A 20,259-nucleotide genomic window follows, 5' to 3' on the forward strand; every position below is an offset into this window, starting at 1 on the left:
TCAGTTGAAAAGCCGCCTAAAACAGGCGGCTTTTTATTGCCTGTCTGGTACAAATGTATCAATTGGTTACTTTTGAAATAGCAGAGGAAGTCCAGTCGTGATGGTTGCAATCGCTCAAGAAGGTGCAGCGGGTATCGCCACTGCGGTCGCTGAAAGTGTTCAGTACCAGGGCCGCAAGGCCAGCCGACAGGGCAGCGAGCAGCGTCGTCAGGACATTCTCGACGCGGCGATGCGCATTGTCGTGCGTGACGGCGTTCGCGCCGTGCGCCACCGGGCGGTGGCGGCCGAGGCCGGAGTGCCGCTGTCAGCCACCACCTATTACTTCAAGGACATCGATGACCTGCTCACCGATACCTTCGCCCAGTACGTCGAACGCAGCGCGGCTTACATGGCCAAGCTGTGGATCAACAACGAAGGCCTGCTGCGCGAGATGGTTGTCAGTGGCGACGGCAGCCCCGAGTCGCGCTCGCAACTGGCGGACGATATCGCGCGGCTGATGGCCGACTACGTACACCGGCAACTGGTCAACCGTCGCGAGCATCTGATGGCCGAGCAGGCGTTCCGCCAGGAAGCACTGCTCAACCCGCGCCTGGCAATTCTGGTGCGCTCGCATCAGCAGATTCTGCTACAGGGCACCTGCCAGTTGTTCCAGGTACTGGGCTCGCGCGAACCGCAGCAGGATGCCAAGGTGTTGACGGCGATTATCGGACGGATGGAATATCAGGGCCTGCTCAACGACGCCGAGCCTTTGGCCGAAGAGGACATGCTCGGGATTCTGACGCGGTATATGCATCTGGTGCTGGCGTCGGTCTGATAGCCGATGGAGGTCCCCTGTGGGAGCGGGCTTGCTCGCGAATGCGGTGGGTCAGTCAACTGAAGTGTTGAATGTGAAACCGCTTTCGCGAGCAAGCCCGCTCCCACATGGGAAGGTGTTTCAGGTTCTAGGGAGTGTTGAATGAAAGCCTGGCGTGGCGCGCTGATCGCGCTGTCGTTCCTGCTGCTCAGCGGTTGTCTGGTGACCTTCAAGGAGCCGCTGTCCGCCAGTGAGCCGGCCCCCAAGGGCCTGCTCGGCCAATGGTCGAGCACCAACGCCTGGGGCGAACCGATGAATCTGGAACTGACGCGTCTGGGCAACGATCGCTATCAGGCGGTCGCGTACTTCAAGGCCAGACCCCGCGAACGCGAAGCCTATCCGTTCACCGTGTCGCGCCACGGAAGCCGCTGGTATCTGTCGGCGAAGGTGCCGGCGCAGTACGGCGGGCACTTCACCATTGCCGGATTCGAGATTACCGATAAGCACGAACTGGTGATCTACAACCTAGATGTTGAACAGATCAACCAGGCCATCGCGCAGAAAAGCCTCGACGGCCAAGGCTTCCAGACCGACGATGGCGACGGCCTGCTGGTCGACAGCAGCCTCGACAAGGTCTTTGCTTACCTCGACGACCCGGCCAATTCCGATGTATTCGTCGAGGCCGCGCGCTATCAGCGTCAGGCCCGCGCCAAATAATTCAGTTTTCTACAGGAGTTTCGGGTGGACGATTACCAGCAGACGATACGCACGCTGTCCGATCGCATTGTGCTGGCGCAGACGCCGATTCGCGTCCTCGACGCGGTGAAGTGGGACGAGAACATCCGCAAGGGCTTTCTCAAGGCCAAGGGCAAGGAAATGCCGGCGGTGGATCGCGACTACTACCTCAACCGCCCACTGAGTTTCGATTCGAGCAAGGTCAAACTGGAATTCCAGAACATCGAGCGCGACATCACCCGTCAGCTCGGCCAGTTCAACCCGGTCGGGCAGATCATGCGCCGCATGTGCAAGGAATACCGGATGGTGGTGCGCATGCTCGAAGCGCGCGGCACCGAGGATTTCGGCCTGATCTCGCAGGAACTGTACGGCGCCGCCTCCGATGCGTTCCACGCCGGTGACCCGACCCTGGCCGACCTCGGCCTGATGATGTCCGACTACCTGAACAACATCGATGGCCGTGGCGACCTGAAGGACGAACCGAAAATCCTCACCGCCAAGGACGCCGTGCACTTGCTGCAAACGCGTTTGAACAAGGTGTTCGGCGAGGCCGAGGAAACCATCCGCGTGTTCGAGTCCGACGGTATCGTGGCCGACGCGGCGGCGGGGGCCGACTACATCAAGATCCGCACCGACGCGATGTTCAACGACCGCGATGTACGCGCGCTGGAAGTCCACGAAGGCCTGGTGCACGTGGGCACCACGCTCAATGGCTTGAACCAGCCGATCTGCACCTTCCTGTCCAAAGGCCCACCCTCCTCGACGGTGACTCAGGAAGGCCTGGCGATCCTGATGGAAATCATCACATTCGCCTCCTACCCGAGTCGCCTGCGCAAACTGACCAACCGCACCCGCGCCATTCACATGGTCGAGGAGGGCGCGGACTTCCTGCAGGTGTTCGAGTTCTTCCGCGAGCAGGGTTTTGAAATGGCCGAAAGCTATGGCAACGCCAGCCGGGTGTTCCGTGGTTCGACGCCGACTGGCCTGCCATTCACCAAAGACTTGTCCTACCTCAAGGGCTTTATCATGGTTTACAACTACATTCAGTTGGCCGTGCGTAAAGGCAAGCTTGAGCAGGTGCCGCTGCTGTTCTGCGGCAAGACTACGCTTGAGGACATGCGCACCTTGCGTCAGTTGGTCGATGAAGGCCTGGTGGTGCCGCCGAAGTACCTGCCGGAACAGTTTCGCGACATGAATGCGCTGTCGGCGTGGATGTGCTTCTCCAACTTCCTCAATCACTTGAGCCTGGACCGGATCGAGGCGGATTACTCCAACATCCTTTGAGCAACCTATATCCCCTGTGGGAGCGAGCCTGCTCGCGAATGCGATTTCACATTCAACATCAATGATGGCTGATACACCGCGTTCGCGAGCAGGCTCGCTCCCACAGTTTTGATTTGTGTTTAGCCCACGATTTCTGCGAGGTTTCACCGGATGAGAATCCTCGGCATCTTCTGCCTGCTCCTGACCCTCGGCGGTTGCAGTTCGCTGTTGTTCTACCCCGAGCCTGGCCAGATCTTCACCCCGGAAAAAGCCAGGCTCGAGTACCGCACAGTCACCCTGACCACCGCTGACGGCCTCAAGCTGAACGCCTGGTGGCTGCCGGCCAAACCCGGCGTTGAAGTCAAAGGTACGGTGCTGCACCTGCACGGCAACGGCGGCAATCTGCCGATGCACCTGGGCGGCAGCTGGTGGTTGCCGAAAAGCGGCTATCAAGTGCTGCTGGTGGACTATCGCGGTTACGGCTTGTCGGAGGGCAAACCGAGCCTGCCGGACATCTATCAGGATATCGATGCGGCATTCGCCTGGCTGGATCAGGCGCCGGAGGTCAAAGGCAAGCCGCTGATCCTGCTCGGCCAAAGCCTCGGTGGTTCGATGGCCGTGCATTGGCTGGTGCAGCACCCGGAGCGGCAGAAGCAACTCAAGGCCCTTGTGCTCGACGGTGTGCCCGCCAGTTACCGCAGCGTCGGCCAGTACGCCCTCAGCACGTCATGGCTGACCTGGCCGTTTCAGGTGCCGCTGTCGTGGCTGGTGCCGGACGGCGACAGCGCCATCAACGCGATGCCGCAACTCAAGGGCGTGTCCAAGCTGATCTTTCACAGCATCGACGACCCGTTGGTGCCGCTTTCCAATGGCATCCGTCTGTATCAAGCTGCGCCGCCCCCGCGGGTGTTGCAGTTGACCCGTGGCGGCCATGTGCAGACCTTCGGTGACCCGGTCTGGCGCAAAGTGATGCTGCGCTATCTGGAGGACCCCGAACATTTCAACGGCCTGCGCCGCTTGGGCGAAATCCCGAATTACCCGCAACCTCCGAATTCTGAAGATGAGAGTCCGCAATGAGTGAAGAACGTAACGCCATCCCGCTGATCATCACCGGTATCTGCAGCATCCTCGGCACCGTCGGGGCGCTGTGGTACTACGGCTACCTGCACTTCGCCAAACCCGAGGATGCGCTGCTGCTCAACGAATTCACCATGCTCAAGACCGTGCCGGGCGAAGACTACAAAGCCTCGCTGGACCCGGCGCCGCAAGTGGCGCAATGCATCGATGGCGTGCTGGTGTTATTCGACACCGAGCAGAAAGGCCTGACCGGTGTGCTGATCAATGCACAGAAGAAAGCCGTGCGCTGCATGGGACAGGAAACGCCGCAACAGCTCGAACAGTAACCCGCTCCCACAAGGGCATTGTGTGTGGCCAAAAAAAGCCCCGCCTGATCACTCAGGCGGGGCTTTTGCGTTACCGCGTAATGCTTAGTTCGAGCTTACTGCCGAACGTGGCATCACTGGCTGGTTGTCGTTGGAAATGGTCACTTCCACACGACGGTTCATCGCACGACCGGAAACGCTGCCGTTATCGGCAACCGGGTATTCCTTGCCGTAACCCTGAACCACGATGCGCGAAGGATCCACGCCCATCTTGATCAGTGCCACTTGCACAGAAGTCGCACGACGCTCGGACAGCGACTGGTTGTAGTTCGCCGCGCCGGTGCTGTCGGTGTAACCCTCGACGATCACCTTGCGATCAGGGTTTTCCTGAAGGAATTGCGCCAGTTTGTTGATGTTTACCAGACCGCTGGATTTCAGGTCAGCCTTGTTGGTGGCGAACAGCACGTCACCGAAGGTCACCAGCGTACCGCGATCAGTCTGCTTGGCGTTCAGGCTGTTCTGCAGCTGTTTGATCTGTTGATCGCGAGCGTCCAGACGGGCCTGGGCACGTTGCGCGGCAGCGTTCTTCAGGTTGTTTTCAGCGGTGCGCAGGGCAATGGTCTGCTTGGCCACTTCCACGCGCTGGTTGGTCAGGTAGGCCAGTTGGTCAACCTTGGCGGCGTTTTCCTTGTCCAGATAAGCCTTGTCGGCCTTGTCCAGGTAATCGCTGGCGTCTTTGGTTTCCAGGGCTGCGACTTTGCTCGCCTGCGGGTTGGCCTGCAGACCGGCGTAGTTGGTGCGCGCCTGTTCCAGGTTCGGGTTAGGCGGGGTGGAGCAGGCAGCCAGGGCAACGCTTGCGGCCAGGAGAGCGGGGATCATCAGTTGCTTACGCATAATTTGTCGTCCTTTCTATCGATAAGAGTTTCAGCTTTGCGGTCGGGATGCGCGCTTACTGCACGGTGCGCTGACTTTCCTGACGCAGTTCCTGAACACCTTTCTGCGAATCCTTCAAAGCCTGTTCGGCCTTGGCTGCCTGAGCCTTGCGTTCCGCTACACGAGCGTCCCATTCGGCTTGCTCGGACAGGGTGCGCGCTTCGTCATACTTCTTGTCGTGCATGGCGATTTCGGCTTGTTTGAGCTTGTCTTGAGCCTGCTTCATTTCCACCGCAGCGAACTCGGTACCGCCAGCGCTCACAGCGCTGTTGACCGCCGATTGAGTCACGGCGTATTGCTCGGTCGGTGGGTTCCCGGCGCAACCGGCCAGAACGAAGCTGGTGCCGATGGCCAGGGCGGCCAGTTTCAGACCGCGCAGGTGAGAGAACGAGGTTTGGGTCTTCATGGTCTTCAACTCCATTGTTTAACTCCTGATAAAACCGAAAATCCATCCTGGTCGAGGAGCCGCAAGCGTCGTGTGAAAGCGCGTTTTTGAAACGCTCGTTCCAGGCGTGGTTACTGGTTCCGACCGGAGGCGTTTTTTAAAAGTTCAGAAAAGATGGCCCATCGCCCCAAATTTTTTTGACCAAACGGACAAGGCTCTAAACCGGGAACTTTGGCGGGGCAGAGTGGTACGCGCGGGTGTTTCTAATACCGAAAAAACGTCGATCTGGAGGCAGAAATACAGTCAATGTGGGAGCGAGCCTGCTCGCGAAAGCGGTGTGCCAGTCACCGTCAAAGTAGACTGATATATTGCTTTCGCGAGCAGGCTCGCTCCCACAGTTTTGATCTGTGGAGTGTCAGTGTTTCTGTTTACCGGCGGCCGCCGACAAATCCTGCAGATGCCGCCTCGACAACGCCAGGAAGCGCGGCGTCGGGCCGACGTCTTCGTACAGCGGATCACCTTCTTCATCGGTGGCGACCACAGTCGAACCCTTCACATACGGCAGGCTCGCCTCGAACTCTTCAAGCGCGGCACCGATCAGCTCGCCGAGCAGTTCTTCGGGGTGGCGTTTGGGGTACATCTCGGCAATCGCGGCCAGCCGCGCGGCGGCCTCGACGTCCAGATGAATCGTGTAGCCGGTGTCGGTCAGGCGACCTTTGGCGTTTTCTTCCCAATGCTGGGCGAGTTCACGGATTTTCATGATGACCTCATTCGTGCCTGCTCGTGGCAGGCCTGGGTGAGTGTCCGGCAGGGCCGGCGGCAAGCCGTTGTACGGCTTACTGTTGAGACTAGCTTCAAGCCCCAAGGTTTAAAGTCCCTTCGTCGTCTGCTTGTAAGAAGCGCCGTAGAGCGGCACTCTCTGGGCAAAGCATTCGTTTCTGAGCCGTCCCGATCACCGCTGGAGAACTGCTGATGACCGATATTGATGCACGCTTGCGCGAGGACGTTCACCTGCTGGGTGAGCTGTTGGGCAACACCATCCGAGACCAGTACGGCGAGGAATTTCTCGACAAGATCGAGCAGATTCGCAAGGGCGCCAAGGCTGACCGGCGCGGCTCGATGGACGCCGAACTCAGCGCCAGCCTCAATCAGTTGAGCGAAGACGAATTGCTCCCGGTGGCGCGGGCGTTCAACCAGTTTCTCAATCTGGCGAACATCGCCGAGCAGTACCAGTTGATTCATCGCCGCGAAGAGTCGCAGCCGGCGCCGTTCGAGGCCCGCGTGCTCCCGGAGCTGCTCGCCCGCCTGCGCAATGAAGGCCACAGTGCCGAATCGCTGGCCCGGCAACTGGCGCGCCTGGAAATCGAGCTGGTACTGACCGCGCACCCGACCGAAGTGGCGCGGCGCACGCTGATCCAGAAGTACGACGCGATCGCCGCGCAACTCGCCGCGCAGGATCATCGCGACCTGACCAGCGCCGAACGTGAACAGATCCAGAACACCCTGCAACGACTGATCGCCGAAGCCTGGCACACCGAAGAAATCCGCCGCACCCGGCCGACTCCGGTCGATGAAGCCAAGTGGGGTTTTGCGGTGATCGAACACTCGCTCTGGCAGGCGATTCCCAACCACATGCGCAAGGCCGATCAGGCGTTGTTTGCCGCCACCGGCCTGCGCTTGCCACTGGAGGCGGCGCCGATTCGCTTTGCCTCGTGGATGGGCGGCGACCGCGACGGCAACCCCAACGTCACCGCTGCGGTGACCCGCGAAGTGCTGTTGCTGGCGCGCTGGATGGCCGCCGACCTGTACCTGCGCGATGTCGATCACCTGGCCGCCGAGCTGTCGATGCAGCAGGCCAGCGACGCGCTCAAGGCCAAGGCCGGTGACAGCGCCGAACCTTACCGTGCGGTGCTCAAGCAATTGCGCGAACGCCTGCGGGCCACGCGCAACTGGGCGCACGCCTCGCTGAGCGCCAGCACGCCGGCACCGGCCGACGTGTTGCACAACAACCGCGATCTGCTCGATCCGCTGGAGCTGTGCTTCAACTCGCTGCACGAGTGTGGCATGGGCGTGATCGCCGACGGGCCGTTGCTCGATTGCCTGCGCCGGGCGGTGACCTTCGGCCTGTTCCTGGTGCGCCTCGACGTGCGCCAGGATTCGACGCGGCACAGCTCGGCGATGACCGAAATCACCGATTACCTCGGCCTCGGTCGCTATGAAGACTGGGACGAAGAACAACGCATCGGCTTCCTGACCCGCGAACTGAACAATCGCCGGCCACTGCTCCCGGCGCATTTCAAACCGTCCGCCGACACCGCCGAAGTGCTCGCCACTTGCAAGGAAATCGCTGCCGCACCGGGCGCCTCGCTGGGCTCTTATGTAATCTCGATGGCGGGCGCCGCCTCCGACGTGCTGGCCGTGCAACTGCTGCTCAAAGAGTCCGGCGTGCTGCGGCCGATGCGTGTGGTACCGCTGTTCGAAACCCTCGCCGACCTCGACAACGCCGGGCCGGTCATGGAGCGTCTGTTGCTGCTGCCGGGGTATCGCGCCAGGTTGCAGGGCCCGCAGGAAGTGATGATTGGCTATTCCGACTCGGCCAAGGACGCCGGCACTACTGCAGCGGCGTGGGCGCAGTACCGGGCGCAGGAACGTCTGGTGGAAATCTGTCGCGAACAGCAAGTCGAACTGCTGTTGTTCCACGGTCGCGGCGGCACCGTGGGCCGTGGCGGCGGCCCGGCGCACGCGGCGATCCTGTCGCAGCCGCCGGGGTCGGTGGCAGGGCGGTTCCGCACCACCGAACAGGGCGAAATGATTCGATTCAAATTCGGTCTGCCGGACATCGCCGAGCAGAACCTCAATCTGTATCTGGCCGCCGTGCTCGAAGCGACGCTGTTGCCGCCACCGCCACCGACGCCCGAGTGGCGGCATCTGATGGACGAATTGGCCGCTGACGGTGTTGCTGCGTATCGCGCAGTGGTGCGGGAGAATCCGCAGTTCGTCGAGTACTTCCGCCAGTCCACGCCGGAGCAGGAGTTGGGGCGCTTGCCTCTGGGCAGCCGACCGGCCAAGCGCCGCGCCGGCGGGATCGAAAGCCTGCGGGCGATTCCATGGATCTTCGGCTGGACCCAGACACGTTTGATGCTGCCCGCCTGGCTGGGCTGGGAAACCGCGTTGAGCAAGGCACTGGAGCGCGGCGAAGGCGAATTGCTGGGACAGATGCGCGAGCAGTGGCCGTTCTTCCGTACGCGCATCGACATGCTGGAAATGGTCCTGGCCAAGGCCGACGCCGACATTGCGCTGTCTTACGATCAGCGTCTGGTCGAGCCGGACTTGCTGCCGTTGGGCGCGCAGTTACGCGACCTATTGTCGCAGGCGTGCGCGGTGGTGCTCGGCCTGACTGGTCAGTCGCAACTGCTGGCACATAGCCCCGACACCTTGGAATTCATCCGTCTGCGCAACACCTATCTTGATCCGCTGCATCTATTGCAGGCCGAACTGTTGGCCCGTTCGCGGCAGCAGAATGTCGAGCAGGGCAGCCCGGTGGAGCAGGCGCTGCTGGTGTCTGTGGCGGGGATTGCCGCCGGTTTGCGCAATACCGGCTAGGGTTTTTGTGCTGGTGTCAGGCACCCGGTGCACAGGCCGGGTGTCGCTTTGTACACAGGTGGAAAGTGCGGGCAGGCGACAGTTAATGATGGGGTTGCGACTTGGCTTACCGGGTCGCAAGGTCGCGGCGGGCGCCGGTTTCTCCGACTTTTGGCGTCTTGTGTGGGCGCAGCCTGCTGTGTATCTTGATCAGCCTTTGGCCGTTTGTGCGGCCACGACCCGTTTTTTTGAGATTGGCCCCAAGAGGCGAATCCCGTTGTTTTCTATATAAAAAATTGAGGAGCACATCGATGCGCGTCATTCTGCTGGGAGCTCCCGGGGCCGGTAAAGGTACTCAGGCTAAGTTCATCACCGAGAAATTCGGCATTCCGCAAATCTCCACCGGCGACATGCTGCGTGCTGCGGTCAAGGCTGGCACTCCACTGGGCGTTCAAGCCAAGAGCATCATGGATGCCGGCGGCCTGGTGTCGGATGACCTGATCATCGCGCTGGTGCAGGATCGCATCGCTCAACCAGACTGCGTCAATGGCTTCCTGTTCGACGGCTTCCCGCGCACCATTCCGCAGGCCGAAGCGCTGGTGACTGCCGGTGTCGAGTTGGACGCAGTGGTTGAAATCGCTGTTGAAGACGAAGAAATCGTGCAGCGTATCGCCGGTCGCCGCGTTCACGAGGCCAGCGGCCGCGTGTACCACATCGTCTACAACCCGCCGAAAGTGGCCGGCAAAGACGACGTTACCGGCGACGATCTGGTGCAGCGCAAGGACGACACCGAAGAAACCGTGCGTCATCGCCTGTCGGTCTACCATTCTCAGACCAAGCCGCTGGTGGACTTCTACCAGAAGCTTTCCGCTGCCAACGGCAAACCGAAGTACAGCCACATCCCGGGTGTTGGTTCGGTCGAAGCGATCACCGCCAAGGTGCTCGAAGCGCTCAGCTGAAAAAGCTGATTCGCTGGATCATCCACGGCCCGCTTGCGGGCCGTAGTTGTTTATACTGACGCACTTTTTCTCCCACCTGTTTTGGATACATCGATGAGCACCTTGCTGGCCCTGGACACCGCGACCGAAGCTTGCTCCGTTGCCTTGCTGCATGACGGCAAGGTCACGAGCCATTACGAGGTGATCCCGCGTCTGCACGCGCAGAAGCTGCTGCCGATGATCCAGCAACTGCTGGCCGACGCCGGCACCACGTTGCAGGCGGTGGATGCGATTGCATTCGGTCGTGGTCCGGGCGCGTTTACCGGTGTGCGGATCGCCATCGGTGTGGTGCAAGGCCTGGCGTTTGCGCTGGATCGTCCGGTGCTGCCGGTGTCGAACCTGGCGGTGCTGGCGCAGCGTGCGTATCGCGAGCACGGCGTCAGCCAGGTCGCGGCGGCCATCGACGCGCGGATGGATGAAGTGTATTGGGGCTGCTACCGCGAGACCGCCGGCGAGATGCGCCTGGTCGGCGCCGAAGCGGTGCTGCCGCCGGAAGTCGCGGGGCTGCCGGCCGATGCCAGCGGAGCATGGTTCGGTGCGGGTACCGGTTGGGGCTATGGCGAGCGGATCGCGGTCAATCCGAGCGGTCAGGACGCCGCTATGTTGCCCCACGCTGAAGACCTGCTGACGCTGGCGCGGTTTGCCTGGGAACGCGGTGAGTCGATCCCGGCCGATGATGCGCAGCCGGTTTATCTGCGCGATAAGGTCGCCACTCCCAAGGCTCGCTGAGGCCGGATTTCTATTGTGGGCAGCTTCTGTGGTGAGGGGATAAATCCCCTCACCACAAAGCCCTCCACAATCCCCGGGCTTATTCCAAATTCTGCCAATCGTCAGTTTCCAACCCCGCGCTTTAAACCTTTTGCGCTTTATGTGTTCTAGTTATCACTCGGCGATTTGCTAAGTCGGTCAGGTGCCGCTAAATTGCCATCATCGATACCGAGCATGAATTTATGCGTATAGACGGCCTTTCCTCTCAGTCCTACCCGGTCAAGCGCAAGCCTCGCAAAGGCAACGTGGCGCTGGATGAGTCCGTCGACGATATCGACGGCGAGCTGGAATTCCCGACCGAAGAGCAACTGGCCGCCCGCGCTGCCAAAGCCTCCGCACAACGCCTGGCCAATCTGCCTGCCCGTCAGCAAGACATGATTTATCACCGCGCGATGAGCAAAAGCGTAGCGATGGCCCTGGCCAGCTACCTGAGCACCGCCGGTTTTGTCGATTGGGATGCGGATGTGCTGGGCCTCGACTTGTACATCTGATGGCGTTGCCTTACTACCTCGGTTGCCCGTCCTGGAGCGAAAACGCCTGGCGCGAGTATCTGTACCCCGAAGACGCCAAGACCTCCGACTTCCTCAGTCTCTACGCCCAAGTGTTCAACGCCGTGGAAGGCAATACGACCTTCTACGCCAGTCCCTCGCCAGCCACCGTGCAGCGTTGGGCCGAGACCATGCCCGAACACTTTCGCTTCACTGCCAAGTTCCCCGGCGACATCAGCCACAGCGGGGACCTGCGCGAGCAACTGACCGCCGCCGAAACCTTCGTCAGACTCCTCGAACCGCTCGGTGAGCGTGTATCGCCGCTGTGGCTGCAATTGTCGAAAAGCTTCACCCCGCATCGACTGCCGGAACTGACCGCGTTCATCGACGCGCTGGACCGGCCACTGGCGGTGGAAGTACGTCACGAACAGTTCTTCGCCAAGGGCGAGAGCGAGCGTCTGCTCAATCGCCTGCTGCTGGACCGTGGGGTGGAGCGCATCTGCCTTGATCCGCGAGCGCTGTTCAGCTGCCTGTCGACCGAGTCTTCGGTGATCCACGCGCAATCGAAAAAGCCCCGGGTGCCGACCCGTCCAGCGGCGTTCACGCAGTTCCCGCAGGTGCGTTTCATCGGCCATCCCGAGCTTGAGGCCAACGACCCGTTCCTGGTGCCGTGGGTGGCAAAAATCGCCGAGTGGATCGAAGAGGGCCGCACGCCGTATATCTTCCTGCACACCGCCGACAACATCCTGGCGGCGAAGCTGGCGCAACGTTTTCACGCACAACTGATGCAACGTTTGCCTGGCCTGCCATCCCTGCCTGAGCTATACAGAGAACCCGCCGCCGAGCAACTTGGCCTGCTCTGAGGCGGATTTTCATTCTTGCCCAGGAGCCTGCCGATGGACGCCCAAGCCGATCACGAACAAGCCCGCAAAGCCCATGCCTTCAAGGCCCTGCATGAGCGTCCGGGGATTTTCGTCATTCCCAATCCGTGGGACGCAGGGGCCGCGAAGATGCTCGCCAGCCTGGGCTATCAGGCGCTCGCGACCACCAGTGCCGGTTACGCGTTTTCCCAAGGCAAGGCCGACGGCGCCTTGAGTCTCGATGAGACTCTGGCCAATGTCCGGGCGATTGTCGCGGCCACCGATCTGCCGGTGGCAGTGGATCTGGAAAACGGTTTCGCCGATGACCCAGCCGAATGCGCCAAAAGCCTGTTGCGCGCCGCTGAGGCGGGGGCGGTGGGCGGTTCGATCGAGGACGCCACGGGCCGCGCCGACGCGCCGATTTATTGCTTCGAACACGCCGTGGCGCGCATCGAAGCCGCCGTCGCTGCCGTGCGCACGCTGCCATTTCCATTCACCCTGACCGCCCGAGCGGAAAACTACCTGCACGGTAATCCCGATATCCACGACACCATCCGCCGCTTGCAGGCCTTCGCCGAAGCCGGTGCCGACGTGTTGTACGCGCCGGGTTTGCGCAATGCCGAAGAAGTGCTGGCAGTGGTGCGCGCGGTGGCGCCGAAACCGGTCAACGTATTGATGTCCGGCGGTTTGAAACTGACCGCGCAGGAGCTGGAGGAAATGGGCGTGCGGCGCATCAGTACCGGTTCAGCATTGGCGCTGGCGGCGTTTGGCGAGTTTTTCCGCGCGGCTGAAGAAATCCAGCGCAGCGGCACCTTTGGCTTCACTGCGCAATCGATGCCGTACGCCAAGGCCAATCAGTTTTTCAAAGGCTGAGTGTGGGGTGCAGGGCAAGATACTGCTGAGGTATCAGGCGGCCAGGCGCAGGTTCTGCAGAACGATCGGGCGAGCCCAACCGTTATCGAAGTCCAGAGCCTTCTGTTGCTCGACGATTTCTTCCGGTGGGAACGGCGGGTAAGGTTTTTGCAGCAGGTCGAGGTCGAATTCGGCAATCGGCAGGTACAGCGGCTTCTTCTGCGGTGCCGGGCCAGGCTCTGGCACGGGCTGACCATTGTTGATCACGATCGGGCGGACCCAACTGCTGTCGAAGTCCTGTTGCCCTTGCTGAGCCTTGAGTTCTTCTGGCGGGAACGGCGGGAACGGCTTGTCCAGCAGATCGGTTTCGAATTCGGCGATTGGCAGGAACAGCGGTTCTGGCGGACGCACTTCAGTGTCGACCACGTCGCACTGACGCTGCTCGACGATGTGCGCGTGCAGTTCGCTGCCCAGGGTCGGTTCTTCAGGGCTGTTCAGGTCAACCGGAGGAAACGTGCCACAGGCCGGCACCACATCACTCGTCTGCTCAGCCAGCGCCTGGGCAAAGAAATCCTGCCACAGGTGACTGACGCCGCTCAGTGCTTGAGTGTTATGACGGCTAAAGTCGCCATGGGGCGAGATGTAGCCAATCGATGTGGGAAGAATGCCTGACATTTTTTTCGGTTGACGCTCAGCTCTGGCAAAATGCGCGTTGATTGGTTTATCGGCCACCTTTTGCCGATCCTTAACTTTTTTGAGCGCGTTTTCATGATTGAGCAACCCGCGGCCTGCCGCATCCATGTCCAGGCCCTCGGCCCGACGTTTGAGGCGCAAGCCGAGCAGTGGGCCGAGCGTCTGGGCCTGCCGATGCAGGTGGCCGACGGCGAGTTCGCCTTGCAACTGGGCGAGCAGGGCTTGCAGTTGCAGCAGCTTGGTCCGGATGCACCGGGGCCGGTGCGGGTGGATTTCGTCGAGGGTGGCGCGGCGCATCGGCGTCTGTACGGTGGCGGCAGCGGGCAGATGATCGCCAAGGCGGTCGGCATTGCCCAAGGCGTGCGCCCGCGGGTGCTGGATGCTACGGCGGGGCTGGGCAAGGACGCGTTCGTGCTGGCGAGTCTGGGCTGCGAGATGAGCCTGATCGAGCGCCAGCCGCTGATCGGAGCACTGCTTGAGGACGGCCTGGCGCGGGCGGCGGAAGATTTCGACGTGGCGCCGATTGTCGCGCGGATGAAGCTCCTCAAGGGCAACTCCATCGAGGTCATGCGCAATTGGGAAGGCGAGCCGCCGCAGGTGATCTACCTTGACCCGATGTTCCCGCACCGCGAGAAGACTGCACTGGTGAAGAAAGAGATGCGCCTGTTCCGGCCGCTGGTCGGTGATGATCCGGATGCACCAGCGCTGCTCGAAGCGGCGCTGGCATTGGCGACCCACCGCGTGGTGGTCAAGCGCCCGCGCAAGGCACCATGCATCGAAGGGCCGAAACCGAGCCATGCGCTGGATGGCAAGTCGAGCCGGTATGACATCTACCCGAAGAAAGCGCTCAAACCTTAAAACCGAGTCGCCCCCTTCGCGAGCAAGCCCGCTCCCACACTGGAATGCATTTCAAATGTGGGAGCGAGCCTGCTCGCGAAGGGGCCAGCCGTTACTGCGCAACATTCAGGGCCGATACGCCCGCATGAACAACCCCACCACTTCCTGCACATGACTCTCCCACATCTGATCTGTGTCGTTCACAAATCCAGTGTGGGAGCGGGCTTGCTCGCGAAGGGGCCAGCCGTTACTGCGCAAAATTCAGGGCCGATACGCCCGCATGAACAACTCCACCACTTCCTGCACATGACTCTCTGAAGCTGCTTCGCTCAGCGGCTCACCGCAGCAATACAGCAAGCGAAAATTCCCCGCGCCCTTGATCAGGCAGAAGAAATGCTCGGCCGCGTTGCGCGGCTGGTCGATGCTCAGGGCGCCGGTTTCGTGGATGCGTTTCAGCAGCCGTTCCATCCCTTGCACCATGCGCTCGGGGCCGGCTTCGAAGAAGATCTGCGACAGCTTCGGATCCTGCGTGCCCAGCGCCATCATCAAACGGTGCAAATTCACCGATTCATCGCTGTTGATCAGCTGATGAAAGCCCCGGGCAATGTTCAGCAACACATTTTCCACGGCGATGCCGGCGGGCAACTCGAAGAACAGCGGCGGTAACTGCTCCTCGCATTTGGCCATCACGGCGGAGGAGAACAGCGTTTCCTTGTCGTTGAAGTGGCTGTAAACCGTCAACTTCGACACGCCGGCCTCGGCGGCGACCGCGTCCATGCTGGTGTTGGCGTAGCCGTGACTCAGGAACAGGGTTTTCGCCGCATCGAGGATCGCCCGGCGCTTGGCCGGATCCTTCGGACGGCCCGGGCCGTTTGGAGCTGAAAGATTGTTCGACATTTTTCGCTTTTAATACTGGACTGGTGAGTTTGCTATTAATACCATACCGGCCAGTATAAATATTCCAAGCACCATTAGCGAAAGGTCCGTCACCATGTTCCGTCATGCACTGCACTTCATGTGGCCATTTGCATTGCCAGTCAGCCTGGCTTTTTTGTTGGCAGCATGCGGTCAGGAAGAGGCGGCGCAAGTCAGCATTCGACCGGCCATGGTGGTGCAGCCAGAGCCTTCGGCGCAGGCGATGGAAAGTTATCCGGGCGAGGTTCGCGCCCGTTACGAACCTGATCTGGCGTTCCGTATCGGCGGCAAAGTCAGCCGACGACTGGTCGAAGAAGGTCAGCGCGTCAAGGCTGATCAGCCCCTCGCCGAACTTGATCCGCAGGACGTGCGCCTGCAACTCGAAGCCACCCGCGCGCAAGTCGCTGCTGCCGAGGCCAATCTGAACCTGGTGCGCGCCGAGCGTGACCGCTACAAGACCTTGATGGAGCGGCAGATGGTCAGCCGTTCCGCCTACGACAACGCGGAAAACCTCTACCGCTCCGGCGAAGCCCGCCTCAAGCAGATCAAAGCCGAATTCAACGTCTCGACCAACCAGGCCAGTTACGCCGTGCTGCGCGCGCCGCAGGACGGTGTGGTGGCCAAGCGTTCGGTGGAAGTCGGGCAGGTGGTCGCTGCCGGGCAAACCGTGTTTACCCTCGCCACCGATGGCGAGCGCGAAGTGTCGATCAGCCTGCCGGAGCAGAGCTTCGGGCGTTTCAAGGTCGGCCAGCCAGTCACCGTTGAACTGTGGACGCAGCAGAACCAGCGCTTTGCCGGGCAGATTCGTGAGCTGTCGCCGGCGGCCGATCCGAAATCGCGCACCTTCGCCGCACGCATCTCGTTCACCAGCGGCAAAGTCCCGGCCGAACTCGGCCAGAGCGCCCGGGTGTTTGTTCAGTCGGCCGATGCGGTGCCGTTGTCGGTGCCGCTCTCGGCGCTGACCGCAGAAAACGGCGCGACCTACGTCTGGGTCGTCAGTGCCAACAACACGTTGAGAAAGACCCCGGTGCGCATCGGCCCGTTCGGCGAGAAAAGCGTACCGGTGCTCGAAGGCCTGAACCCCAGCGACTGGGTGGTCGCCGCCGGCGTTCACGTCTTGCTCGAAGGTCAGCAGGTGCGTCCCGTGGATCGCTCCAACCGTGTGGTCCATCTGGCGGACAAGGAGTAAGTCCCGATGCGCTTCAACCTTTCCGAATGGGCGTTGCGTAATCGCCAGATCGTACTGTTCCTGATGCTGTTGCTGGCCATCGTCGGCGCTTTGTCCTACACCAAGCTGGGCCAGAGCGAAGACCCGCCGTTCACCTTCAAGGCAATGGTGATCCAGACCCGCTGGCCGGGGGCGACCGCGCAGGAGGTCTCGCGTCAAGTCACCGAACGCATCGAAAAGAAATTGATGGAAACCGGCGAATACGAACGCATCGTGTCGTTCTCCCGTCCGGGCGAGTCCCAGGTCACGTTCATTGCCCGCGACTCCATGCATTCGGTGGACATCCCCGACCTCTGGTATCAGGTGCGCAAGAAGGTCAGCGATATTCGCCAGACTTTGCCGCCGGGGATTCAGGGGCCGTTTTTCAACGATGAATTCGGCACCACGTTCGGCAACATCTACGCACTGACCGGGGATGGTTTCGACTACGCGGTGCTCAAGGATTACGCCGATCGCATCCAGATCCAGCTGCAGCGGGTCAAGGACGTGGGCAAGGTCGATCTGCTCGGCCTGCAGGACGAGAAGATCTGGGTCGAGTTGTCCAACGTCAAACTCGCCACCCTCGGCTTGCCACTGGCGGCCGTGCAGCAAGCACTGGAAGAGCAGAACGCGGTCTCCACCGCCGGCTTCTTCGAAACCGGCAGCGAGCGTGTGCAACTGCGGGTCTCGGGGAATTTTCAGACGGTCGATGAGATCAAGAACTTTCCGATTCGGGTCGGCGACCGGACGTTCCGCATCTCCGATGTCGCGGACGTACACCGTGGTTTCAACGATCCACCGGCGCCGCGCATGCGCTTCATGGGCGAAGACGCCATCGGTCTTGCGGTGGCAATGAAGGATGGCGGTGACATTCTGGTGCTGGGCAAGGCGCTGGAAGGTGAGTTCTCGCGCCTGCAGAAAAACCTCCCGGCCGGCATGCAGCTGCGCAAGGTGTCCGATCAACCTGCGGCGGTGAAAACCGGGGTCGGCGAGTTCGTCCAGGTGCTGGTCGAGGCGCTGGCGATCGTGTTGCTGGTGAGCTTCTTCTCTCTCGGTGTGCGCACCGGCATGGTGGTCGCGCTGACCATTCCGCTGGTGCTGGCGATGACCTTCGCCTGCATGTATTACCTCGGCATTGGCCTGCACAAGATCTCCCTCGGCGCGCTGGTGCTGGCGCTGGGCTTGTTGGTGGACGATGCGATCATCGCCGTGGAAATGATGGCGATCAAAATGGAGCAGGGCTTCGACCGGATCCGGGCGGCGAGCTACGCCTGGACCAGCACCGCGTTCCCGATGCTCACCGGCACGCTGATCACCGCCGCCGGTTTTCTGCCGATTGCCACGGCGCAGTCCGGCACTGGCGAATACACCCGTTCGATCTTTCAGGTGGTGACTATCGCGTTGCTCGCCTCATGGGTGGCGGCGGTGATGTTCGTGCCGTATCTGGGGGAAAAACTCCTGCCCGATCTGGCGAAGATTCACGCCGCCAAACACGGCACGGCTGACGGTCAGGCGGACCCGTATGGCACACCGTTCTATCAGCGCGTTCGGCGTCTGGTGGAGTGGTGCGTGGCGCACCGCAAGACCGTGATTGTGCTGACGGTGGGGCTGTTCATCGCTTCGGTGATGCTGTTCCGTTTCGTGCCGCAGCAGTTCTTCCCGGCCTCCAATCGGCTGGAGTTGATGGTCGATCTGAAACTGGCCGAAGGCGCGTCGCTGGCCAATACCACGGCTGAGGTCAAACGCCTGGAGGCGATGCTCAAGGATCACGCCGGCATCGATAACTATGTGGCGTATGTCGGCACCGGCTCGCCGCGTTTCTACCTGCCGCTGGATCAACAATTGCCGGCGGCGAGCTTCGCGCAGTTTGTGGTGCTGGCGAAAAACATCGAGGAGCGCGAGACCCTGCGCACCTGGTTGATCAGCACGCTGAACGAGCAATTCCCGGCCCTGCGTTCGCGGGTCACGCGTCTGGAAAATGGCCCGCCGGTGGGTTACCCGGTGCAGTTCCGCGTCACCGGTGAACACATCGAGGAAGTCCGCGCGCTGGCGCGCAAAGTGGCGGCCAAGGTTCGCGAGAACCCGCACGTGGTCAACGTGCACCTGGATTGGGAAGAACCGAGCAAGGTGGTGTACCTGAACATTGATCAGGACCGTGCCCGTGCCTTGGGCGTGAGCACCGCCAATCTGGCGAAATTCCTTCAGAGTTCGCTGACCGGCTCCAGCGTCAGTCAGTACCGCGAAGACAATGAATTGATCGAGATTCTGCTGCGCGGTACGGTGCATGAGCGTACCGAGTTGTCTCTGTTGCCGAGCCTGGCGGTGCCGACCGACAACGGTCGCAGTGTGGCCTTGTCGCAGATTGCCACGTTGGAATACGGCTTTGAGGAAGGGGTCATCTGGCACCGCAATCGTCTGCCGACCGTGACCGTGCGTGCCGATATTTACGGCAAGGAGCAGCCGGCGACGCTGGTGCAGCAGATTCAGCCGACGCTGGATCCGATCCGTGCCGAATTGCCTGATGGGTATCTGCTGGATGTTGGCGGTACGGTGGAGGATTCGGAGCGTGGGCAAAACTCGGTGAACGCCGGGGTGCCGATGTTCATTGTGGTGGTGCTGACGTTGCTGATGGTGCAATTGCGCAGTTTCTCGCGTACGGCGATGGTGTTTCTGACGGCGCCGCTGGGGTTGATCGGGGTGGTGCTGTTTCTGATGGTGTTCCGTCAGCCGTTCGGGTTTGTGGCGATGCTGGGGACGATCGCGTTGTCGGGGATGATCATGCGTAACTCGGTGATTCTTGTTGATCAGATCGAGCAGGATATTGCCTCCGGGCTCAGGCCTTGGCAGGCGATTATCGAGGCGACTGTGCGGCGGTTTCGGCCGATTGTGTTGACGGCTTTGGCGGCGGTGCTGGCGATGATTCCTTTGTCTCGGAGCGTGTTTTTTGGGCCGATGGCGGTGGCGATCATGGGGGGGTTGATTGTGGCTACGGCTTTGACGTTGCTGTTTTTGCCTGCCTTGTATGCGGCCTGGTTCCGGGTGCGTCGGGAGGTTTGATCCTTGGCGGCCTTCGGGCCGACCAGGTTCTTGTTGATTGGGGGGATATCCGTTGTTTTGGGGGGGCTGCTGGCGGTTCCGCTCTTACAGCGGGTCACTTTTTCAGACGCCAAAAAGTAACCAAAAGGCTCGGCCCCGGCGTTCGGCCCTCGCTTAGGCTCGGGTTCCTTCGTTGCGGGGTTCATCCGGGGGCATCGTCTACGGTTTGCTTCGCTGCACCTCCTCTCGATGTGTTTGGCTGCGCCAAACGGTCGCTGCGCTCCCACCCCCGGATAAACCCCTCCACTCAGCCTGCCGAAGGGGCCTTGCAGATCAAGATCAAAAGCTGCTGCCGAGCTTGCGCTCATCCTGTTGAGTGGGGCGGCTTTGCCGCGTGCGGTGCACTCAAATCTAAACTGCAGGCCTTCGCCTGCTCGCGATGGCGGCCTGACAGCCGACCAATCTCCACCTGAACACCCCCAAATCCAATTGTGGGAGCTGGCCTGCCAGCGAAGGCGGCCTGACAGCCGAC

General features: G+C 61.3%; 19 protein-coding genes. 14 read left to right on the forward strand and 5 right to left on the reverse strand.

The window, feature by feature from the left end:
• The first annotated feature begins 100 nt into the window (after nt 1–100).
• From AC1UK9_RS05800 to AC1UK9_RS05820, 5 genes are all read left to right on the forward strand, one after another.
• Nucleotides 101–814 carry a TetR/AcrR family transcriptional regulator gene (locus tag AC1UK9_RS05800; RefSeq protein WP_029977755.1) on the forward strand — a complete coding sequence of 238 codons (714 nt, stop codon included), beginning with the start codon at nt 101–103 and terminating at the stop codon, nt 812–814.
• Nucleotides 815–955: 141 nt separating this feature from the next.
• The gene (locus tag AC1UK9_RS05805; protein ID WP_482579680.1) at nt 956–1,510 is read left to right on the forward strand and encodes a hypothetical protein; all 555 of its coding nucleotides are present in this window, start codon (nt 956–958) and stop codon (nt 1,508–1,510) included.
• Between the two features lie 24 nt (nt 1,511–1,534).
• Nucleotides 1,535–2,812, forward strand: coding sequence for a flavohemoglobin expression-modulating QEGLA motif protein (locus AC1UK9_RS05810; RefSeq protein WP_025112225.1), 1,278 nt, complete (start codon nt 1,535–1,537; stop codon nt 2,810–2,812).
• 150 nt (nt 2,813–2,962) lie between these two features.
• Entirely contained in the window at nt 2,963–3,868 is a 906-nt protein-coding gene (locus tag AC1UK9_RS05815; RefSeq protein ID WP_482579681.1) for an alpha/beta hydrolase, read from the forward strand.
• Nucleotides 3,865–4,194 carry a PA3694 family proteiin gene (locus AC1UK9_RS05820; RefSeq protein WP_482579682.1) on the forward strand — a complete coding sequence of 110 codons (330 nt, stop codon included), beginning with the start codon at nt 3,865–3,867 and terminating at the stop codon, nt 4,192–4,194. Before AC1UK9_RS05815 ends, AC1UK9_RS05820 begins: the two co-directional genes overlap by 4 nt.
• 84 nt (nt 4,195–4,278) lie before the next feature.
• On the opposite strand, the gene lptF is transcribed toward AC1UK9_RS05820, so the two are convergent.
• The 3 genes from lptF to AC1UK9_RS05835 all read right to left on the reverse strand — a co-directional run bounded on the left by lptF (nt 4,279) and on the right by AC1UK9_RS05835 (nt 6,251).
• Entirely contained in the window at nt 4,279–5,067 is a 789-nt protein-coding gene (lptF, locus tag AC1UK9_RS05825; protein WP_025112228.1) for a lipotoxin F family OmpA-related lipoprotein LptF, read from the reverse strand.
• A gap of 55 nt (nt 5,068–5,122) precedes the next feature.
• On the reverse strand, nt 5,123–5,527 hold the full coding sequence (locus AC1UK9_RS05830; RefSeq protein WP_025112229.1) for a DUF4398 domain-containing protein: 405 nt from the start codon (nt 5,525–5,527) through the stop codon (nt 5,123–5,125).
• A 379-nt stretch (nt 5,528–5,906) separates the two neighbouring features.
• Complete coding sequence (locus tag AC1UK9_RS05835; protein ID WP_003222064.1) at nt 5,907–6,251, reverse strand: hypothetical protein; 345 nt, start codon at nt 6,249–6,251, stop codon at nt 5,907–5,909.
• A gap of 212 nt (nt 6,252–6,463) precedes the next feature.
• On the opposite strand from AC1UK9_RS05835, the gene ppc reads away from it, so the two are divergent.
• From ppc to AC1UK9_RS05865, 6 genes are all read left to right on the forward strand, one after another.
• Complete coding sequence (ppc, locus tag AC1UK9_RS05840) at nt 6,464–9,094, forward strand: phosphoenolpyruvate carboxylase (protein ID WP_482579683.1); 2,631 nt, start codon at nt 6,464–6,466, stop codon at nt 9,092–9,094.
• A gap of 290 nt (nt 9,095–9,384) precedes the next feature.
• A complete protein-coding gene (adk, locus tag AC1UK9_RS05845; protein WP_025112233.1) occupies nt 9,385–10,032 on the forward strand; it encodes an adenylate kinase in 648 nt (215 codons plus the stop codon).
• 93 nt (nt 10,033–10,125) lie between these two features.
• Nucleotides 10,126–10,800 (forward strand): tRNA (adenosine(37)-N6)-threonylcarbamoyltransferase complex dimerization subunit type 1 TsaB, encoded by a 675-nt coding sequence (gene tsaB, locus AC1UK9_RS05850; protein WP_473014588.1) that lies wholly within the window; start codon nt 10,126–10,128, stop codon nt 10,798–10,800.
• A gap of 221 nt (nt 10,801–11,021) precedes the next feature.
• A complete protein-coding gene (locus AC1UK9_RS05855) occupies nt 11,022–11,330 on the forward strand; it encodes a hypothetical protein (RefSeq protein ID WP_025112235.1) in 309 nt (102 codons plus the stop codon).
• Complete coding sequence (locus AC1UK9_RS05860) at nt 11,330–12,190, forward strand: DUF72 domain-containing protein (RefSeq protein ID WP_482579684.1); 861 nt, start codon at nt 11,330–11,332, stop codon at nt 12,188–12,190. The genes AC1UK9_RS05855 and AC1UK9_RS05860 overlap by 1 nt, the downstream gene beginning before the upstream one ends.
• Nucleotides 12,191–12,223: 33 nt before the next feature.
• Nucleotides 12,224–13,060, forward strand: a complete 837-nt coding sequence (locus tag AC1UK9_RS05865) for an isocitrate lyase/PEP mutase family protein (protein WP_482579685.1) — start codon at nt 12,224–12,226, stop codon at nt 13,058–13,060.
• Nucleotides 13,061–13,093: 33 nt separating this feature from the next.
• Here the strand turns inward: AC1UK9_RS05865 and AC1UK9_RS05870 are convergent, their stop codons facing one another.
• Nucleotides 13,094–13,714: a hypothetical protein gene (locus AC1UK9_RS05870; protein WP_025112238.1), complete on the reverse strand. Its 621-nt coding sequence runs from the start codon at nt 13,712–13,714 to the stop codon at nt 13,094–13,096.
• A gap of 93 nt (nt 13,715–13,807) precedes the next feature.
• Between AC1UK9_RS05870 and AC1UK9_RS05875 the strand changes: the two genes are divergently transcribed.
• Nucleotides 13,808–14,590, forward strand: coding sequence for a class I SAM-dependent methyltransferase (locus tag AC1UK9_RS05875; protein WP_025112239.1), 783 nt, complete (start codon nt 13,808–13,810; stop codon nt 14,588–14,590).
• A gap of 240 nt (nt 14,591–14,830) precedes the next feature.
• On the opposite strand, the gene AC1UK9_RS05880 is transcribed toward AC1UK9_RS05875, so the two are convergent.
• A complete protein-coding gene (locus AC1UK9_RS05880; RefSeq protein WP_473014592.1) occupies nt 14,831–15,466 on the reverse strand; it encodes a TetR/AcrR family transcriptional regulator in 636 nt (211 codons plus the stop codon).
• A gap of 94 nt (nt 15,467–15,560) precedes the next feature.
• On the opposite strand from AC1UK9_RS05880, the gene AC1UK9_RS05885 reads away from it, so the two are divergent.
• Both AC1UK9_RS05885 and AC1UK9_RS05890 read left to right on the forward strand, forming a co-directional pair.
• The gene (locus AC1UK9_RS05885) at nt 15,561–16,673 is read left to right on the forward strand and encodes an efflux RND transporter periplasmic adaptor subunit (protein WP_482579686.1); all 1,113 of its coding nucleotides are present in this window, start codon (nt 15,561–15,563) and stop codon (nt 16,671–16,673) included.
• Nucleotides 16,674–16,679: 6 nt separating this feature from the next.
• On the forward strand, nt 16,680–19,748 hold the full coding sequence (locus tag AC1UK9_RS05890) for an efflux RND transporter permease subunit (protein WP_482579687.1): 3,069 nt from the start codon (nt 16,680–16,682) through the stop codon (nt 19,746–19,748).
• Nucleotides 19,749–20,259: the final 511 nt, after the last annotated feature.

Source organism: Pseudomonas sp. AK-TSAG1-1 (assembly GCF_056821665.1).

What these genes read in the sequence shown, in the direction of transcription:
- lptF (WP_025112228.1), bottom strand. Translation starts at nt 5,067, where the DNA reads ATGCGTAAGCAACTGATGATCCCCGCTCTCCTGGCCGCAAGCGTTGCC.
- AC1UK9_RS05865 (WP_482579685.1), top strand. Translation starts at nt 12,224, where the DNA reads ATGGACGCCCAAGCCGATCACGAACAAGCCCGCAAAGCCCATGCCTTC.
- AC1UK9_RS05890 (WP_482579687.1), top strand. Translation starts at nt 16,680, where the DNA reads ATGCGCTTCAACCTTTCCGAATGGGCGTTGCGTAATCGCCAGATCGTA.
- AC1UK9_RS05860 (WP_482579684.1), top strand. Translation starts at nt 11,330, where the DNA reads ATGGCGTTGCCTTACTACCTCGGTTGCCCGTCCTGGAGCGAAAACGCC.
- ppc (WP_482579683.1), top strand. Translation starts at nt 6,464, where the DNA reads ATGACCGATATTGATGCACGCTTGCGCGAGGACGTTCACCTGCTGGGT.
- AC1UK9_RS05800 (WP_029977755.1), top strand. Translation starts at nt 101, where the DNA reads ATGGTTGCAATCGCTCAAGAAGGTGCAGCGGGTATCGCCACTGCGGTC.
- AC1UK9_RS05885 (WP_482579686.1), top strand. Translation starts at nt 15,561, where the DNA reads ATGTTCCGTCATGCACTGCACTTCATGTGGCCATTTGCATTGCCAGTC.
- AC1UK9_RS05805 (WP_482579680.1), top strand. Translation starts at nt 956, where the DNA reads ATGAAAGCCTGGCGTGGCGCGCTGATCGCGCTGTCGTTCCTGCTGCTC.
- AC1UK9_RS05880 (WP_473014592.1), bottom strand. Translation starts at nt 15,466, where the DNA reads ATGTCGAACAATCTTTCAGCTCCAAACGGCCCGGGCCGTCCGAAGGAT.
- AC1UK9_RS05835 (WP_003222064.1), bottom strand. Translation starts at nt 6,251, where the DNA reads ATGAAAATCCGTGAACTCGCCCAGCATTGGGAAGAAAACGCCAAAGGT.
- AC1UK9_RS05870 (WP_025112238.1), bottom strand. Translation starts at nt 13,714, where the DNA reads ATGTCAGGCATTCTTCCCACATCGATTGGCTACATCTCGCCCCATGGC.
- tsaB (WP_473014588.1), top strand. Translation starts at nt 10,126, where the DNA reads ATGAGCACCTTGCTGGCCCTGGACACCGCGACCGAAGCTTGCTCCGTT.
- adk (WP_025112233.1), top strand. Translation starts at nt 9,385, where the DNA reads ATGCGCGTCATTCTGCTGGGAGCTCCCGGGGCCGGTAAAGGTACTCAG.
- AC1UK9_RS05875 (WP_025112239.1), top strand. Translation starts at nt 13,808, where the DNA reads ATGATTGAGCAACCCGCGGCCTGCCGCATCCATGTCCAGGCCCTCGGC.
- AC1UK9_RS05815 (WP_482579681.1), top strand. Translation starts at nt 2,963, where the DNA reads ATGAGAATCCTCGGCATCTTCTGCCTGCTCCTGACCCTCGGCGGTTGC.
- AC1UK9_RS05855 (WP_025112235.1), top strand. Translation starts at nt 11,022, where the DNA reads ATGCGTATAGACGGCCTTTCCTCTCAGTCCTACCCGGTCAAGCGCAAG.
- AC1UK9_RS05820 (WP_482579682.1), top strand. Translation starts at nt 3,865, where the DNA reads ATGAGTGAAGAACGTAACGCCATCCCGCTGATCATCACCGGTATCTGC.
- AC1UK9_RS05830 (WP_025112229.1), bottom strand. Translation starts at nt 5,527, where the DNA reads ATGGAGTTGAAGACCATGAAGACCCAAACCTCGTTCTCTCACCTGCGC.